Raw genomic sequence first — 16,296 nt, forward strand, 5'->3', positions numbered from 1 at the left:
TCGCCTAGGTTATTGCTTATAGGGCTGATCGGCTTGACCCTGCTCAGCCTATGGCTGTCACTGGCGCTGGGGCCGCTTCGCCTCCCCCTGGGCGAAACGTTGCGCGCGCTGGCTCATCTTTCCGGTCTACCTGTTACCGCCAGTGACCAGGCCCTGTTGGTAGTTGGGCAGATTCGTTTGCCCCGTACCCTGATGGGTTTGATGGTTGGTGCGGTACTGGCATTGACAGGCGTTGCCATGCAAGGGCTTTTCCGCAATCCCCTTGCAGACCCTGGCCTGATTGGGGTGTCCAGTGGAGCGGCGTTGGGCGCAGCCCTGGCAATTGTCGGCGGCGAGTACCTCTTCATCCTGCCGATTGGGCTCCAGCCTTATCTGCTGTCATTGTTTGCCTTCATGGGCGGCCTGGTGATCACTGCCATCGTTTACCGGCTGGGTTGCCGGCACGGTCAGGCACACGTCGCCACCATGCTTCTGGCAGGTATTGCGTTAACGGCCATGGCAGGCGCTGCCATAGGCCTGCTCACCTATCTGGCTGATGACACCACGCTGCGTCTGCTGACGTCCTGGAATCTGGGGAGCCTGAACGGTGCCAGCTATGCCCGGCTATGGCCGCTGGTGGGGATTGGCCTGGCCGTAGCGCTATGGTTGCCCCGGCGTGCCGACGCCCTGAATGCGTTGCTTCTTGGAGAGTCCGAGGCACGACACTTGGGTATCGATGTAGAGCGACTCAAGGGCGAGCTGATCCTGTGTACTGCTTTGGGTGTAGGTGCCGCAGTCGCAGCAGCAGGCCTGATCGGCTTCGTAGGACTGGTCGTGCCCCACCTGCTGCGCCTGATTACAGGGCCCGACCATCGGGTACTCTTACCCAGCGCACTGTTTAGTGGCGCCAGCCTGTTGCTTCTGGCCGATATCATTGCACGCCTGTTGCTGGCGCCCGCCGAATTGCCAATAGGGATCGTGACTGCTTTTATCGGGGCGCCCTTCTTTTTGTTCCTGCTGTTGCGACGAGCCATGTAATGCTCAAGGCAACAGAATTAAGCGTTCAGCATGCCACCGGGTGGCGTATTCGTGACATTGATCTGGAGCTGCGCAGCGGCGAAATCCTGGGAGTCATCGGTCCCAACGGCGCAGGAAAAAGCACACTCTTTGGCGCGTTATGTGGGGACATACGTCCGACCTCAGGCGATATCATGCTTGGAGCAACGCCCCTAGCAGCATGGTCGTCCGAGGCGAGGGCTCTTAATTTGGCCGTACTGCCTCAAGCCTCGACGTTAAGTTTTGCGTTTACGGTAAGACAAGTTGCAGGTTTCGGCAGACTACCCCATGCAACAGGCCTCCATACCGATACCCGAATCGTCGATACGGTACTCGATCTTTGCGACCTCACCGAGCTTGCGCAACGCCACTATACGACCCTGTCCGGTGGGGAGCGCCAGCGAACCCATTTGGCCCGCATACTCGCGCAGCTATGGCCTGCCACCTTTGATAAGGTGCTCTTACTGGATGAGCCGACATCAGCCCTCGACCCCCATCATCAGCACACCTTTCTAAAGGTGATCAGGCAGATGGCCAATCAAGGGTTAGCCGTAGCCGTCGTGCTGCACGACATGAACCTAGCGGCCCGCTACTGCGACAGGCTGCTTCTGCTCAAGCATGGTCAAATGGAGGGCTTGGGCAGACCTGAAGAAGTCTTATGCCCCGAGCGCCTCAAAGCAGTGTTTGATCTGGATGTCCTGATTCAGGAGCACCCAGTGCATGGCCATCCGCTGGTGATCTACCTGTAGCCTTGAGCGGAGCCGGCGAAAGGAGTGCCGGCTCGCTATTCGCAGTGTTAGATACCGTCTTTGGCCAGATCCATGGCGAAATAGGTAAAGATCAGATCGGCACCGGCACGCTTGATCGAGCCTAGGCTTTCCCGTACCACACGGTGTTCGTCAATCGCCCCGGCGGCGGCCGCAAACTTGATCATGGCGTATTCACCGCTGACCTGATAGGCGCCCAGCGGTAGCCTCGAGGCCTCACGAATGTCTCGAATGATATCCAGGTAGGCGCCAGCAGGCTTCACCATCAGCGCATCCGCGCCTTCCTGCTCATCCATCAAAGATTCACGGATCGCTTCACGGCGGTTCATGGGATTCATCTGGTAGGCATTGCGATTGCCCTTGAGCGCGCTACCACCGGCCTCGCGGAACGGGCCATACATTGCCGACGCAAATTTGGTGGAGTAGGACATGATTGAAGTATTAATAAAGCCTGCCTCATCCAAAGCGCTGCGAATCGCATGCACCTGTCCATCCATGGCTGCCGACGGCGCAATGAAGTCTGCACCGGCCTGAGCCGCAGCAACTGCTTGCTTGCCCAGATTGATCAGCGTGGCATCGTTATCTATGTGGTCATCATGAACGATGCCACAATGACCATGGGTGGTGTACTCGCAGAAACAGGTATCGGACATGACGATCATTTCCGGTACCGCGTCCTTGCAGATACGCGCCATACGTGAAACCAGGCCGTCCTCATGCCATGTATCGCTTCCGTCATGGGACAGGTGATGAGACACGCCGAAGGTCATGACCGACTTGATACCGGCGCGAGCATAACGCTCGATTTCGCTGGCCAGCCTGGATTCGGGGATACGCATGACACCCGGCATGGCTTTGATCGGGACGAAATCATCGATTTCTTCCTCGACGAAGATCGGCAGTACCAGATCATTGAGGCTCAGCTCAGTTTCCTGAAACATCGAGCGAAGCTGATCGGACCGACGAAGACGGCGTGGGCGAGAAAGAGGGAAAGAACTGGGCACTTGAAACCTCGCAATAAACAAAATCTGTAGCAGATTCGACGTCTGACGAGCGGAGGGATGGCCACGGCAATAGGAAGGATTCTGAAAGTCGAGCCGAAGGACTCAGCGGATCGTCATTTCATTAGCATACTACTGAACAGACGTTTTATGTCGCTCCTTCAGCGCGTCACGTTGCCGCGCGTCGTTTTCATCGTAGCAAGGTAGATGATGGGCACCACAAGGCCGTGCAGATATCACAAGACGGACGTTCCTCTATTGAACTCGCCCACCCACCACGTTTCAAAGAACGATAGCGAAACGCTTATTTGAACAACAACCTCAGCACTGGAGAACCTTCATGAAAGTGGCAGAATTGACCAAGCATGTGAAGGACGGAGATGTTAAGGAAATCCATTTCGTTTCCATGGAGGGCGGCTCTTTCGTCATACATGCGTTAATGAATAATGAATCCCATCCCGTTGTGAACGATCACGGTGAAACACTGCATATCGCCTCGGTCGAAGAAGGCCGAAAAACACTGGTTAATCTGAAGGGAGACGTTCAGCTGTTCCTGGTTCAGCCTGCAGTCTACGAAGAGATGGTCGGGCAAGACAGCACGCCCCAGGCTTCCAAGGAGCCCATTCCCCTGCATGGCAACTCAATGGGCCAAAGAAACAACTAGGACTGCTGAGCCTGATGTATTCAGGCTCTGTCGTTCCATCCTAGCGACGGACACCAGCCAAACAGTTCTTTACGGCCTTAGCATCACCCTCTTAAATACACTCATAAGATTAAATACTCTTCTGGCTGCAATGCAGAAGTTCTAACCCTGACGCCTCATCTGTCAGGTTTATACATCACAGATATTGCTTGCGAAAGCGCTCATACAACTCATGCAGCTCTCGTGTACAGGCGTCTGCATCATCGAATTGATATAGCTGCGTTCTGGCAGCGTCTACGGCAGCATCATGGAGCTTTCGTGCAAAGGCCAGATAGTCCGCACGCTCCATATCACCCGTCTTTTCCAACACATCACCAACCGCTCCGCTGGCGTTGTCCGTAGGCATCTGCGCTCCTTAATTTCACTACTTCACTGAATTAAGACACGCTGATTCTAACCATAGCACTTTGCTATTAAGCAACGTTTACGTGACCTTTACGAACGGATACATTGACGTAAGGCAAGGGATGCAGTGCTTAAACCATAGAGAAGCCTTTGAGTAGGATTGCACCTCACGGCATGGCATGCTCAACATGCCATTAAGCATGAGCGGCGTAGTGCTTCACGCATAATTGTCAGGAAACAGCCCCCGTTCCACTAGCTCAATCAAGATATGAACAACTTTGATGTGCAGCTCTTGAACACGGTCAGCATACCTCCCCCCAGGCGCACAGATTTCTATATCGGCTAGCGCTCCTAGTGGTGAGCCTTGCCGCCCCGTCAGAGCCACCAGCAATATGCCGTTTGCTTTGGCGTATTCCGCCGCAGCCACCACGTTGGCACTTGTTCCGCTCGTACTAAAAGCCAGCAGACAGTCTCCGGCTCGTCCATGTGCCTCCAGATAGCGCGAAAAGACCTGGTTGTAGCCCATATCATTCGCAACGCAGCTCAGGTGGCTAGGATCACTGATTGAAACTGCCGGCAGACCTCTTCTATCTTCACGATAGCGGCCTGACAATTCTTCGGCAAAATGCATGGCATCACACATAGAACCACCATTGCCACAACTAAAGACGCGGCCGCCCTTAGTAAACGTATCAACCAGGAGCTGCCCGGCCTGGGCAATGGCCGAAACCGCAAGCTCATCCCGCATGAACGCGTCTAATGCCGAGCGGGACTCGGTCAGGCTTGCGACAACGTGCTTCTCCATTGTTACCTCTCTTGTCTATCTAAATTGTGTAGTAGTGGCTTCTATAGGAGCACAAGAGATCTATCTTGACGGCGCTCCTTTAAAGAGAACTCAAGTAGTAAACCTACCCACATGGGCCATGCATTAAACCGGAGCGTTTAACTTTTTGATCAAGGATGGCATTTCGCTCATATCGCAAAAGACAGCGGAAGCGCCCGCGTCCAGCAACCGCTGTCGATGCCCTGCGTCACAATGAGCGCCGCCTGCAAAACCGAGCACATGCATTCCAGCACGCACTCCAGCGGTTACACCCGCTACGCTATCTTCCAGAACCAGACACTTCTTCGGGCTGGTCTTCATCCACCCGGCGGCAAACAGAAAAACATCCGGCTCCGGCTTTCCGCGTGCAACTAAGGTTGCACTGACTACATTGGGCATGAACCGCTCATACAGCCCAACCGTCTCTAACCCTAAACGGAGCTTTTCAGGAAAACTGCTCGAAGCGACACAGACTGGCAGATCGATCTGATCGAGGGCCTCCATAAGCCGCGGCATGATCTTGAGCTCTGTTGCATACGATTCAACCGTCCGCGCATTGACACTTTCGCGGTAGCCCTCTGGAATAGGCCTGCCCCACTCGTGCTCGATCTCAGCTCGCATTTCGTGGTCAGGCCGACCCGCGAAGCGTTGAATGACTTGCTCCGTTGTAATGGAATAGCCAAGTTTGGTCAGCTCCTCCGCCGCAATGCGGCACACCAATATTTCGCTATCGATCAGCACTCCATCACAATCAAAAATCAACGCCTCAAATTTCATTCCGCTAAGTCTCCTCTTCATGTTTGGTTTCATGTTTGGTTCGAGGCTTCAAAGCGCCCCAGGTAAAAGGTTGGACTTCGACTAGCTGGCTTTGTCCTGCTCGACAGGGTGGGAATCGATATAAGTACCCGAGGCTTGCAGACGAAACAGGTTGAACAGCCCTTGTGATGCACTTTTAGCAGGTAGCCCCTTTTGCTCCTGATACGCCTGTAACGGCTCTTCGATACGATGCAGAAAGCGATCAATGAACTTCTGTACCGTTGTTACCTCATCAGGGCACGGGGCGCGAAAGCGGGCCAGAATCCGATTGATCGTGTCAGAGTTTGCCTCGAAACGGCTCAGGATGGATTTGGCGGCCCCATCCAGATATGCCGTCACGTCAACATCCCGGACAAAGTCGGCATACTTGGGTTTGGAGCGCAGCAACGCTTCAACCCCATCGCGCATCTCATTGATGACCTCCGAGGCGTAAAGCCGATGGTTCTCGGTCTCTTGAATGAACTCGTTGAGCTTGATTTCCGGCCTGCCACCTGTTTCCTGAAAGGCTGTTAGTGCGATAAGCCAATGGGAGCCATTGAGCAGTGAATTTTTGATTTCCTTTTCGATATCCAGATAACGACTGAACTGTATTCGGCTACCCTCGAGAATCTGGGGCAACTGCTCGGTACGGGGGCACAGCTCAACTTTTAATGCGCCGTACTCTTCCGCTCGTACCACCAGCGTAGGTTCATTATCGAGTACGGCCTCCTCCAGCTCGACACACACGCGATCCACTAAAGCGGGTACACAGCGAACACACTGGCGAATATCGTCGGAAATAATCCCCTGCAGACTTTCATGATCCAGCACTTCGCAAGCACTTACGGTGTTTTCACAGGCAATAAGATAAATATTGCCTATCGAGCCCTCTTCATCAGTCTTTGCCTTGCAGATCAGATTGAGTGCTTCGATAACCGGGCTATAGTTTTCTGCTGCCAATACGGACGCTGTGACAATGACGCCCTTGGACTTTCCCTCGGAACGATCGAGAATATCCCGAATCGGTCTCTCAATACTCTTATCTTCATAAGTGAAGAAATTGTTGTAGGTTACTCGCTCTCTTGGCTTCATCTCGCCTTCTGGTGTCGCGATGACATATTCTTTTCGAGAGTGGTTGAGAAGGAGCTCATTACGGCGCTCGGGACTAACGGCCGTAGAGCCTGTTGCGCTACCCCCAGAAACGGCACGGTTGAAGAGATAGAGTTCTGAGCCTGGAGCCTGAAAAAAAGGAGCGACCAGACCCAGCCCGAGCCGGCCCGTACCAAAATGAATATGCAGCATGATTATTCTGTACTCCGCTTATACATGAAGATCGTGTTCCAACCCTCCATGGCTACTAGCAGGAATCCACAGATAAATAATTGGTGAGACGCGAACCTACTTAAATAGCCACATAACTATGCAGCTATTCTTAAATACTGATAATCCTCACAACATATAATTCAATGACCTTCACACTTTAATATAGTAATGCAACATTATTAATGTCTCGCCTCCTCTTTCTCAGGCAAAGCCATTCCTCTGCTATGGTTTTTTACCATGCACTTAAATCATGATTTTCGCAAATAAAGCAGTGCCCGAGAAAAGATATAAAGTTACAGCAGAAAACCCAAAAGCTTGTATAGACTCACCGAAAGCGTAACCGTAGCGGAATAACCTCTATTATCATCCCTTTTTCGAAAGGCATTATAAGAACCTCCCTCACACTATTCTGATATTAAGAAGTTTTAATAGTTTCACAATGCAGACGAACGGACAGCAACAAAAACAATATACAGGTCTAACTTATAGTGCCGCCGGCTCGTTTGTATAACTTATTCGCAGCCAGGTTAACCGTTGCTAAAGGCCGATTACTTTGCTTTTGTACAACATACCAATACCTGTACAGTTTGTATGTAGGTTTATCAAAAACCTACAGTCGTCTATATTCAGGTCTCCACCGCTATGGACCTAGTGCCTAGGCAGCCAGTGAATGCAAAAGCAACGGCTCTTCTAGTGGGTCAGTCCCGATAAAAACAAATCGACTTGAATAAAGTGTGCTCCTCTGTAGCTGTACCTGCCGAATGGTCATCGTGACAAGAAACCTTTTTACCAGAATACAATCCATATTTATGCAAGAGGTGCACTCCAAGGGCTCGACACTGCCAATCTAGCTTTTCATGATAACTCCTATGACTGCATCTTTTACTCCGACATTATTCGTAGTTCCTATATTGCCACAGGTTTTGACCTATTGAGCGCAAAAACCTAAGGCAATGTATTCACTTTTAAAAGGATTCAGACATGACTGTAAGCGAACTTATCAAAGAACTTGAAAAACTGAATCCTGATCTTTTTATCGTAGCAACCTGTGAAGACCAGGAGGTTCTGGAGCCTGAGCAGACTATACGTATCCTGGGGCCTACTTCCGTATCCAATGAGTTTGTTGAGATTTACAGAGATACCAAAGGGAAAACCCGCATAACACGTCAAACCATCGGTGAGGCGCAAGAAGTAGCATTTATTAAACTGACGACAACTCTTTAATAAGTAGTTGTATTAATTAATAAGCTTATTAACGGACAAGCCTGTAGTGCAAGGCTTACACTTAATCTCGGACAATGGTTTACCTGGACGGCTGGATAGGCGTTAAGTAGGTGCCTGAGGTTACCAGCACTTACTAGTAACCTCTTTGGGTCTCCTCTGTCATAACTTCATGAAGAGCTATTGCACCTACCATAGCCCTTATTTGGGATAACCTGCTCGTTTCATCTCGCGGGTCGCAACTTGTTGGGCTGCCTGCAAGGCCTGTTGAACCGGCATATGGCCGGTCAGCGCTCCCGAGAAAACAGTACCCACCTGGGTACCAAGCGATTGGAATTCCGGAATCAGGACATACTGTACACCGCGGTATGGCACTGTTTTCAACGTTGGGTGGGCCGGATCGGCTTGCTCCATCATCTCCAGTGTGACACCTGCAAAAGGCGCGGCTTTTAAATAGGCCTCGCTGTACGTTGATTTACGCGTACCCGGCGGTACATTGGCCACGCCATCTTTTTCGGCTAACAATTGTATGTACTGCTTTGAGGTAGCCCAGGTTATAAAGCTCAATGCGCTCTGTTTGTGCTGTGAGCTGGCCGGGATAGCAAGAGACCACGCCCATAGCCATGAAGAGCCTTTGGTTGTGACTTGCTTTGGCGAAGCTGCAAAGCCCACGCTGTCTACAACAGTACTTTGGGTACGGTCCGTTACGGTGGAGCCCGCCACACTGGCATCCACCCATATTGCACATTTCCCTGTGCTAAACAGTGCGAGATTCTCATTGAAGCCGTTACTGGACACCCCTGGTGGACCGTATTTCTTCATCGTGTCCACATAGAAGGTGATGGCCTTGGTCCACTCTGGACCTGTAAATTCAGGCTGCCATTGCTCGTTGAACCAACGCGCACCGAATGAGTTAGCCATGGTTGTGATAATCCCCATGTTTTCTCCCCATCCTGCCTTACCGCGCAAACAGAGGCCGTACTGGTCCTTATCGGGTTGATGCAGTTTGGAAGCCAGCTCCCCAAGCTGCTCCCAGGTAGGCTGTTCCGGCATCTGAAGACCCGCCTGTTTGAATAGGTCAGACCGGTAATAGGTAATGGAACTCTCTGCATAAAAGGGCAGCGCGTATAGGGTATTGTCGACGGACAATCCTTCACGCACTGAGGGAAAAAGATCTTCCACATCGTAATCCGTCGGCAGGTCCTTGATGGGGGTCAACCAGCCCCTTGCTCCCCACAGCGATGCCTCGTACGCACCAATGCTGACAACATCAAACTGGGCACCCTGCGTAGCGATATCGGTAGTCAGTCGCTGTCGAAGTGTATTCTCTTCCAGCAAAACCCAATCCAGCGTGATGTCAGGATGCCGCTCTTCGAAAACCTTCGACAGTTGCTGCATACGCACCAAATCATGGTTGTTAACGGCTGCAATCGTCAGGGTTTCGGCATGAGCTGTGATAGTCACACAGAGGCAGGCCGTAACCATCAGCACCTTAGGATATCTATTCATTGAAATGCCCTGCTCCCATGCCTTTTGCAGCACAGGTTTATTATTGTTGCCTAAAGGAATGAGAACGTGCCGGATCGATTGTTTCCAGCAACCAAGGTGTACGCCTTAACCGCCAGGAAACAGTAATGACTGGAGTCGTTTCAAGTAATTAGACCGACTATCAAAGAGAAGTTACGGCTTAGAGCAGTGCCGGCTGTCAGACCCAGCCAGTTTCAAAGCTCCTTCTGCGGGCACTGTGTAAGCAGCTCCCGCAGTGGGTAGACCATAACCGGATCGATTGCTCAACCGAGCATGAGTGTCATGGAAGGCCTTGCTAACGCTGGCAATCCAGGTGCTTCTATCACTGCTTACTGCTAATACGTAGTAGAGGTTGCCGTTGTTACCTGAGAGGTCTGTACACCAGGCTGACTTAGCGTCGCAATCTCGACCGGCACGCCGCTCAAGGTTTTTACAGCCTCATCAATTCTGGTCCAGTCCACTTGGGCGTTCAGCCCCAGATCCGTACGCTGAATGAGCGTATTGACCAAGGCAGTTTTCTGATCGATCACCGCTGGCTGCCCTGTTTTTGTCGATAACGGCTGGTGGGCTTGGATATAGAGCTTTCCGCCGCTGACACCAAACTCATAGGGCTCATTGATGAAGCGCACTGGGGTTCCTACAGGAACTATGCCTACCAGTTCCGTTACGTCCTTGTTGAGCAAGTGAATGCACCCATGGCTGACCTGCATGCCAATCCCGAATTTCTGATTGGAACCATGGATGAGATAGCCTGGCAGGCCCAAGGTCAGCTTGTAGGGCCCCAGCGGGTTGTCCGGCCCGGGCGGTACAACCGTAGGCAGGATGTCGCCCTCCGCTGCATGTTCCGCGCGGATGGAGGCGGGCGGATACCAGCTAGGGTCCTTGATCTTGCCGGTGATCTTCGTTGTGGTTACGGGCGATCCCCATCCCTCGCGGCCGATACCGATAGGATAAGTAAAGACCGTATGACCATCTTTGGGGAAGTAGTAAAGACGATACTCCGCCAGGTTTATTACGATGCCTTCACGAGGCCCCGGCGGCAGAATGAAACGGGTAGGCAGTACAATCTTGGTACCTGCCCCCGGCAGCCAGGCATCGACGCCCGGGTTGGCAGCAACCATTGCGTTGTAGCCCAGATCATAGGTGTCATCCAGATCAGCGAACGTGTCTTCGTACTTGGCCTCGATCACCTGAACCTGCCCAATGATTTCCTCACCCGGCGGAGGCAGAGGAAACTCAAGCGCCATAAGCGGGCTGGAAAACAGGCTGACCGCCCACATCATTCCGACCCCAGACAAGGCACGTGTCCACATAGGAAGATCCTTCGATAGTACTCGATCAATAAGATGACTATTAGATTGAGCTGGCACGACTTAAGACACACTTAGTAAACAAACATTACTTGACGCTATTCTACTAAGACCGTCCCGGTGCATCATTTACACCCCTGTCACTTCATTAATCGGCTCGCGAAGCCGTTTCGCCGGTACACTAGGGCAGTTATTACGCCAGTACGCCTTCATTCTTCTCACTCTGTGGCTGGCCGGTCTTAATTCTTTAGCTCAGCGTTTATTCATGTTCTCAAAAATTCCGCTTCAGGATCACGAGCGCAACGCCAAGATGGCGAACCGCCGCGTATTCATTTTTTCGGTAATCACGTTCTTTCTGTTTCTCGTCCTGATGGGCCGAATGTATTACCTGCAGGTCATCACCTACGGCTACAACACGACTCTCTCGGAAAATAACCGCGTTCACGTTCTTCCTATCCCACCGGCTCGAGGCTTGATCTACGATCGCAACGGTGTCGTGATCGCGGACAACAAGCCAAGCTTTGACCTCACCCTGACCAAAGAGCGTGCCGGAAAGTTGGATGAGGTCCTGCATAACGTCATCAAGACGCTGGATCTTCCTGAGGAAGACCTGGAGGATTTCGAGCACGTTGTGCATCAGGTTCATCGCCCCTACCAGCCCATCACGCTGATTTCCGATCTGTCGGAGGAGCAGATTGCCAAGCTGGCCGTCAATCAGTTCATGCTGCCCGGTACGGATGTCGAAGCGCACTTCATTCGCCATTACCCCTACGGTGATGACTTTGCCCATGTAGTTGGTTATGTCGGGCGCATCAATGATGCAGAGCAGAAGAAACTCGACGAGACCAATTACAGCGGCACCGATATCATCGGCAAGACGGGTGTAGAACACTTCTATGAAGACGAACTGCACGGGCAGGTTGGCTACGAAGAGGTTGAAACCAATGCCCGCGGTCGCATCCTGCGTACCTTGAGCCGCACCAATCCAATACCGGGCAAAGACATCACGCTGAGTCTAGATATCAACCTGCAAAAGGCCGCAGAACACGCCCTGGGTGATCGCCGAGGCGCCATCGTAGCCCTCGACCCAAACACAGGCGAGGTTCTTGCCATGGTGAGCAAGCCCAGCTTCGACCCCAACCTGTTCGTCAAAGGCATCAGCTTCAAGGATTATGCCCAGCTGCGGGACTCCATCGACCGTCCTCTCTACAACCGGGTGCTACGGGGACTTTATGCTCCCGGCTCGACCATCAAGCCGGAAGTCGCCATCGCAGGGCTGGATACCGGCGTGATCACACCGGCCACGCGCATCTTCGATCCCGGTTATTACGAGTTGCCCAATTACGATCACAAATATCGGAACTGGAACCGTAATGGCGATGGCTGGGTGGATCTGGATGCCGCCATCATGCGCTCCAACGACACCTATTTTTATGAGGTGGCCCATCGTCTGGGTATCGATAACCTACACGACTATCTGTCGCACTTTGGATTAGGACAGCGTGTGTCCATCGACATGGATAGCGAGGCGACCGGCCTGATGCCGTCCCGGGAATGGAAGCGCGCCACACGCCGCCAGATGTGGTATCCCGGCGAGACGCTTATTCTGGGAATTGGCCAGGGCTATATGCAGGTCACGCCGCTTCAGCTTGCCCAGGCTACATCGCTGATTGCCAGCAAAGGCGTATGGCATCGACCCCACCTGGCCAAGCTCATAGGTGACTCGCCAATACAGGACCCAAACCCGATGCCCAACATCAAGCTGCATGACCCGCGCGAATGGGATGCCGTGAACGAAGGCATGCAGATGGTGATGCATGCCCCTCGAGGCATCGCACGACAGGCTGCTCAGGGGGCGCAGTACCGTATCGCCGGCAAGAGTGGTACGGCGCAGGTGGTCGCCATACGGCAGGGTGAACGGTACGACCGAACCAAGGTCAAGGAACGTAACCGTGACAATGCGCTGTTTGTAGGGTTTGCCCCGGCAGAAGATCCGAAGATCGTGGTGGCGGTCATGATCGAGAACGGTGAGGCGGGAGGCCGTGTAGCAGGCCCTGTGGTGCGGGAGGTCATGGACGCCTGGCTTCTCAATGCAGACGGTCATCTGAAGGAGCAGTACGCGCACAACCCCAAAAACTCCTCGGATGTACACGGCTAAATCTGGAGTGACCGGGCCGGTTTACGGCCCGGTTTTCTTATTTAGCGTGAAAAATCGGCAGAACGTACTCTGCAATCTCCTCCATCGTCTGGGCTACAGGACGCTGATTACACCGGAAATGCAGGCCGATATGCTGCACACCGGCCGCCTTCATGGCCTCAAGCTCTTTGATCAGCTCCCGACGCCCCGCCGCAATACCGAAGCGATGTCGCACCAGGGAGGCGTTCGGGTCCGCCAGCAGGTCTAGATGGATAAAGCTTATGTATGGCTTGTCACCGGCAACGCTGCGCCAGAGTGCGCTGCGCTGTACATGCTCAACAGGTGTTCCAGGATAAGCCAGCAAGCCATCCATCTGCTCACCGATCCAGTCTGGCCGCTGCTGGGCCATACCGGCGACTAACAGCGGTAACGGCTCTGCCGGACGGGGCAGCAACCGTATACCCGCAGGCAGTTTGGTCGCGCCCCAATCGCGGAACATGCCGATCTGGGTTCGAAACGCATGGCTGCGGCTGTCATAGCTTTTGCCAAACACCGGATACTCCACTGGCCTGTCGCCGCTGGCGACACCTAATAGCAACCGTCCCCTGCTCAGTTGGTGAATGGTTGCGGCGGACTTCATGGTCAGCATCGGCTCACGCAGCGGCAACACAATGGCGGCCGTACCAAGCAGAATGCGCTCCGTAATACCGGCCAGATAACCCAGATAACTAAACGCCTCGAATACCTGGGCGGCATCGCCAAACTCCGGATCGTATAGCGGCACATCGCGTATCCACAGGGCCCGATATCCTAGCCGATCCGCCAGCCTTGCCAGTTCAGCATGCGCCTCAAGGTCAGGCTCGCCGGGTAGGCGGCCGGCGTGCTGCCGTGCCAGCCCACCCGCTGCCGTCCAGTCATTATCCAGAGGAAGCTCGATCCCAATGCTGAAGCCTTCGGCAGTCAATGCTCTCAATGCAGACGACATACAAGACTCCTATCAGTGACTTGGCGTGAGTGTAGTGCGGGATGGCATCGCTGCACTCGGGTTACGCTGATCCAATCGGCCACTGAGTAGGGTCAGCCCCAATGCAAACAAGACCACCAGCCCTCCGATCCAGGCAGTATGAATAAGCCCGACCTGCGCCACGATATGCCCACCCAACCAAGCGCCCCCGGCAATGCCTAGGTTGAACGCGGCAATGTTAAGACCAGAGGCCACATCCACCGCCTGCGGCGTATGCTGCTCCGCCTGCTGGACAACATATACCTGCAGACCCGGCACGTTGCCAAACGCCACCGCTCCCCAGACCAGTACAGTTGCCAATGCCAGCCAGATATGGCTTGCGGTAAAGGTCAATACGAACAACACCGCAGCCAACAGTGCAAAGATAATCATCAGTGCACGGATAGGACCTCGTTTATCGGCCAGCTTACCGCCCCAGATATTACCGATAGCCACAGAGATACCGTATATCAGCAATACCAGGCTGACCGCATTCGCACCAAGCCCGGTGATGTCTTGCAGTATCGGCGCCAGGAACGTAAAGGCAATGAAGGAGCCACCGTAACCCACCGCGGTCATGGCATATACCAGTAGTAGCCGAGGGGCTTTCAGTACTTGCAGCTGTTGTAGCAAAGACGCAGGCTTGCTGTGCTTGATGTCTGAAGGAACAAACATCAGGCTCCCAATAAAAGCCATTATTCCCAATGCCGAAACAGCCAGAAATGTTTCTCGCCAGCCCACATGCTGCCCAATGAATGTGCCCAGCGGGACACCTGTCACCAGCGCAACCGTAAGGCCGGTAAACATGATGGCAATGGCACTTGCCGCTTTCTCTTTCGGCACCAGACTAGTCGCGATGGTCGAGCCGATGGAGAAGAACACACCGTGGGCCAGGCCCGTCACGATACGAGCCAGAATCAGCGACTCATATCCAGGTGCCCGCCACGCCAGAAGGTTACCTAGCGTGAATAACACCATCAGCGCCAGCAGGAGAAACTTACGTGGAACCCGGCCGGTCAGGGCGGTCAATACAGGCGCCCCTACCGCAACACCCAAAGCATACAGACTGACCAGCAGACCCGCTGATGGCAACGTAACCTGCAAATCAGCTGCAACGGTAGGAATAAGACCGACAATGACAAATTCAGTAGTCCCAATGGCAAAGGCGCTAAGCGTTAGCGCCAACAAGGCAATAGGCATGGAAAAGACTCCGTTGAAGTAGATGAAGCCAGTGTGCGCGTCTTATTCATGCCTAAAAACAGGGTTTCAAGCATATTATTTTTGATTAAAATTCACGAATGAAAACGACCCTTGATGAATTACTTGCGTTTACCACCGTAGTGGATACCGGTTCCATTACCGCAGCCGCCGACCATTTGGACCAAACGGCCTCTGGTGTCAGCCGGGCCCTCAGTCGACTCGAAGAAAAGCTCGACGTCACCCTGCTCAGGCGGACGACGCGCCGGCTTGAGTTGACGGAGGAAGGCGAGGCGTTGCTGATTCAGGCGCGCAAGATCCTGGCGGCCGTTGAAGAAACCGAAGAGCAGATGGCCATACGGCGGCAACGCCCGGCGGGACGTTTGCGCGTGAATGCCGCCTCGCCCTTCATGCTGCATGCACTGGTCCCGCTTGTAGAAGGGTTTCACAAGCGTTATCCCGAAATCGAACTGGAGCTGCACAGCAGTGACCAGATCATCGACCTGATCGAACACCGTACGGACATCGCCATCCGGATCGGTACGTTGAAGGACTCAACCCTTCATGCTCGACCGCTTGGCAGCAGCCGGTTGCGGGTGCTGGCCAGCCCCACTTACTTGAAAGCGAACGGCCAGCCTCATTCCGTTGACGAGCTGGATCATCACCAGCTGCTTGGCTTTACCCAACCCGAAAGTCTAAATCAGTGGCCCCTGCGTCACCCACTGGGAGACAGCCTCTCTGTTAACCCTGCGCTCAAGGCTTCCAGCGGCGAGACGCTCCGTCATATGGCCTTGCAAGGCATAGGGATCGTTTGCCTGTCCGATTTCATGACGCAGCGCGACCGAGTCTCCGGTGAGCTGATAGAGCTGCTCACCCGGGAAACGGTCGAGGTGCGACAACCTATTCATGCGGTTTATTATCGCAACACCGCCCTCGCCTCCCGCATCACATGCTTTCTGGATTACGTGACCACTGCGCTGGGCCAGGAGCCTTGGTCTCAGGTGGGCACACCGCCTTAGAAGGCTCTAACTCCAGCTGGCAAAGCAGCACCCATAACCAAGAACACTAATCGTGTTCTTCTGGTCCCATATGTTATGGAGCCAGGCACT

At 53.6% G+C, this 16,296-nt stretch carries 15 protein-coding genes; 6 read left to right on the forward strand and 9 right to left on the reverse strand.

All coding sequences use genetic code 11. The annotated features are described in order from the left end of the window. The first annotated feature begins 39 nt into the window (after nt 1-39). Together EAW52_RS20755 and EAW52_RS20760 are read left to right on the forward strand one after the other, a co-directional pair. A complete protein-coding gene (locus tag EAW52_RS20755) occupies nt 40-1,017 on the forward strand; it encodes an iron ABC transporter permease (protein WP_162997784.1) in 978 nt (325 codons plus the stop codon). Next, a complete protein-coding gene (locus tag EAW52_RS20760; protein WP_122043890.1) occupies nt 1,017-1,784 on the forward strand; it encodes a heme ABC transporter ATP-binding protein in 768 nt (255 codons plus the stop codon). The genes EAW52_RS20755 and EAW52_RS20760 overlap by 1 nt, the downstream gene beginning before the upstream one ends. Nucleotides 1,785-1,831: 47 nt before the next feature. Here the strand turns inward: EAW52_RS20760 and hemB are convergent, their stop codons facing one another. Then, complete coding sequence (gene hemB, locus EAW52_RS20765; protein WP_122043891.1) at nt 1,832-2,806, reverse strand: porphobilinogen synthase; 975 nt, start codon at nt 2,804-2,806, stop codon at nt 1,832-1,834. 337 nt (nt 2,807-3,143) lie between these two features. Between hemB and EAW52_RS20770 the strand changes: the two genes are divergently transcribed. Next, the gene (locus tag EAW52_RS20770; RefSeq protein WP_019364224.1) at nt 3,144-3,467 is read left to right on the forward strand and encodes a DUF6482 family protein; all 324 of its coding nucleotides are present in this window, start codon (nt 3,144-3,146) and stop codon (nt 3,465-3,467) included. A 175-nt stretch (nt 3,468-3,642) separates the two neighbouring features. On the opposite strand, the gene EAW52_RS20775 is transcribed toward EAW52_RS20770, so the two are convergent. The 4 genes from EAW52_RS20775 to EAW52_RS20790 form a co-directional block, all read right to left on the reverse strand. After that, nucleotides 3,643-3,852: a hypothetical protein gene (locus EAW52_RS20775; protein ID WP_122043892.1), complete on the reverse strand. Its 210-nt coding sequence runs from the start codon at nt 3,850-3,852 to the stop codon at nt 3,643-3,645. Nucleotides 3,853-4,068: 216 nt separating this feature from the next. Continuing rightward, nucleotides 4,069-4,656, reverse strand: a complete 588-nt coding sequence (locus tag EAW52_RS20780; protein ID WP_122043893.1) for an SIS domain-containing protein — start codon at nt 4,654-4,656, stop codon at nt 4,069-4,071. 123 nt (nt 4,657-4,779) lie between these two features. Further along, on the reverse strand, nt 4,780-5,451 hold the full coding sequence (locus EAW52_RS20785; protein WP_074828452.1) for an HAD family phosphatase: 672 nt from the start codon (nt 5,449-5,451) through the stop codon (nt 4,780-4,782). Nucleotides 5,452-5,532: 81 nt separating this feature from the next. Next, a complete protein-coding gene (locus tag EAW52_RS20790; RefSeq protein WP_122043894.1) occupies nt 5,533-6,771 on the reverse strand; it encodes a hypothetical protein in 1,239 nt (412 codons plus the stop codon). Nucleotides 6,772-7,773: 1,002 nt separating this feature from the next. Here EAW52_RS20790 and EAW52_RS20795 point away from each other — a divergent pair. Next, complete coding sequence (locus EAW52_RS20795) at nt 7,774-8,016, forward strand: hypothetical protein (RefSeq protein WP_122043895.1); 243 nt, start codon at nt 7,774-7,776, stop codon at nt 8,014-8,016. Between the two features lie 198 nt (nt 8,017-8,214). On the opposite strand, the gene EAW52_RS20800 is transcribed toward EAW52_RS20795, so the two are convergent. Both EAW52_RS20800 and EAW52_RS20805 read right to left on the reverse strand, forming a co-directional pair. After that, complete coding sequence (locus EAW52_RS20800; protein WP_122043896.1) at nt 8,215-9,522, reverse strand: sugar ABC transporter substrate-binding protein; 1,308 nt, start codon at nt 9,520-9,522, stop codon at nt 8,215-8,217. A 353-nt stretch (nt 9,523-9,875) separates the two neighbouring features. After that, nucleotides 9,876-10,853 (reverse strand): L,D-transpeptidase family protein, encoded by a 978-nt coding sequence (locus EAW52_RS20805; RefSeq protein WP_122043897.1) that lies wholly within the window; start codon nt 10,851-10,853, stop codon nt 9,876-9,878. Nucleotides 10,854-11,160: 307 nt separating this feature from the next. Between EAW52_RS20805 and mrdA the strand changes: the two genes are divergently transcribed. Then, complete coding sequence (mrdA, locus tag EAW52_RS20810; protein WP_372238930.1) at nt 11,161-13,008, forward strand: penicillin-binding protein 2; 1,848 nt, start codon at nt 11,161-11,163, stop codon at nt 13,006-13,008. 37 nt (nt 13,009-13,045) lie between these two features. On the opposite strand, the gene EAW52_RS20815 is transcribed toward mrdA, so the two are convergent. Together EAW52_RS20815 and EAW52_RS20820 are read right to left on the reverse strand one after the other, a co-directional pair. Then, on the reverse strand, nt 13,046-13,972 hold the full coding sequence (locus EAW52_RS20815) for a TIGR03571 family LLM class oxidoreductase (protein ID WP_122043899.1): 927 nt from the start codon (nt 13,970-13,972) through the stop codon (nt 13,046-13,048). Between the two features lie 12 nt (nt 13,973-13,984). Beyond that, complete coding sequence (locus EAW52_RS20820) at nt 13,985-15,190, reverse strand: MFS transporter (protein WP_122043900.1); 1,206 nt, start codon at nt 15,188-15,190, stop codon at nt 13,985-13,987. A 98-nt stretch (nt 15,191-15,288) separates the two neighbouring features. Between EAW52_RS20820 and EAW52_RS20825 the strand changes: the two genes are divergently transcribed. Then, on the forward strand, nt 15,289-16,206 hold the full coding sequence (locus EAW52_RS20825; protein ID WP_122043901.1) for a LysR substrate-binding domain-containing protein: 918 nt from the start codon (nt 15,289-15,291) through the stop codon (nt 16,204-16,206). Nucleotides 16,207-16,296: the final 90 nt, after the last annotated feature.

The organism is Pseudomonas sp. LTJR-52 (assembly GCF_003691465.1).
Classification (GTDB): Bacteria; Pseudomonadota; Gammaproteobacteria; order Pseudomonadales; family Pseudomonadaceae; genus Chryseomonas; species Chryseomonas luteola.

Excerpts from the sequence above, each read along its gene's own strand:
- EAW52_RS20800 (WP_122043896.1), bottom strand. The coding sequence starts at position 9,522 with ATGAATAGATATCCTAAGGTGCTGATGGTTACGGCCTGCCTCTGTGTG.
- EAW52_RS20805 (WP_122043897.1), bottom strand. The coding sequence starts at position 10,853 with ATGTGGACACGTGCCTTGTCTGGGGTCGGAATGATGTGGGCGGTCAGC.
- EAW52_RS20780 (WP_122043893.1), bottom strand. The coding sequence starts at position 4,656 with ATGGAGAAGCACGTTGTCGCAAGCCTGACCGAGTCCCGCTCGGCATTA.
- EAW52_RS20825 (WP_122043901.1), top strand. The coding sequence starts at position 15,289 with ATGAAAACGACCCTTGATGAATTACTTGCGTTTACCACCGTAGTGGAT.
- EAW52_RS20815 (WP_122043899.1), bottom strand. The coding sequence starts at position 13,972 with ATGTCGTCTGCATTGAGAGCATTGACTGCCGAAGGCTTCAGCATTGGG.
- EAW52_RS20790 (WP_122043894.1), bottom strand. The coding sequence starts at position 6,771 with ATGCTGCATATTCATTTTGGTACGGGCCGGCTCGGGCTGGGTCTGGTC.
- EAW52_RS20760 (WP_122043890.1), top strand. The coding sequence starts at position 1,017 with ATGCTCAAGGCAACAGAATTAAGCGTTCAGCATGCCACCGGGTGGCGT.
- EAW52_RS20775 (WP_122043892.1), bottom strand. The coding sequence starts at position 3,852 with ATGCCTACGGACAACGCCAGCGGAGCGGTTGGTGATGTGTTGGAAAAG.
- EAW52_RS20820 (WP_122043900.1), bottom strand. The coding sequence starts at position 15,190 with ATGCCTATTGCCTTGTTGGCGCTAACGCTTAGCGCCTTTGCCATTGGG.
- EAW52_RS20795 (WP_122043895.1), top strand. The coding sequence starts at position 7,774 with ATGACTGTAAGCGAACTTATCAAAGAACTTGAAAAACTGAATCCTGAT.
- mrdA (WP_372238930.1), top strand. The coding sequence starts at position 11,161 with ATGGCGAACCGCCGCGTATTCATTTTTTCGGTAATCACGTTCTTTCTG.
- EAW52_RS20785 (WP_074828452.1), bottom strand. The coding sequence starts at position 5,451 with ATGAAATTTGAGGCGTTGATTTTTGATTGTGATGGAGTGCTGATCGAT.
- EAW52_RS20770 (WP_019364224.1), top strand. The coding sequence starts at position 3,144 with ATGAAAGTGGCAGAATTGACCAAGCATGTGAAGGACGGAGATGTTAAG.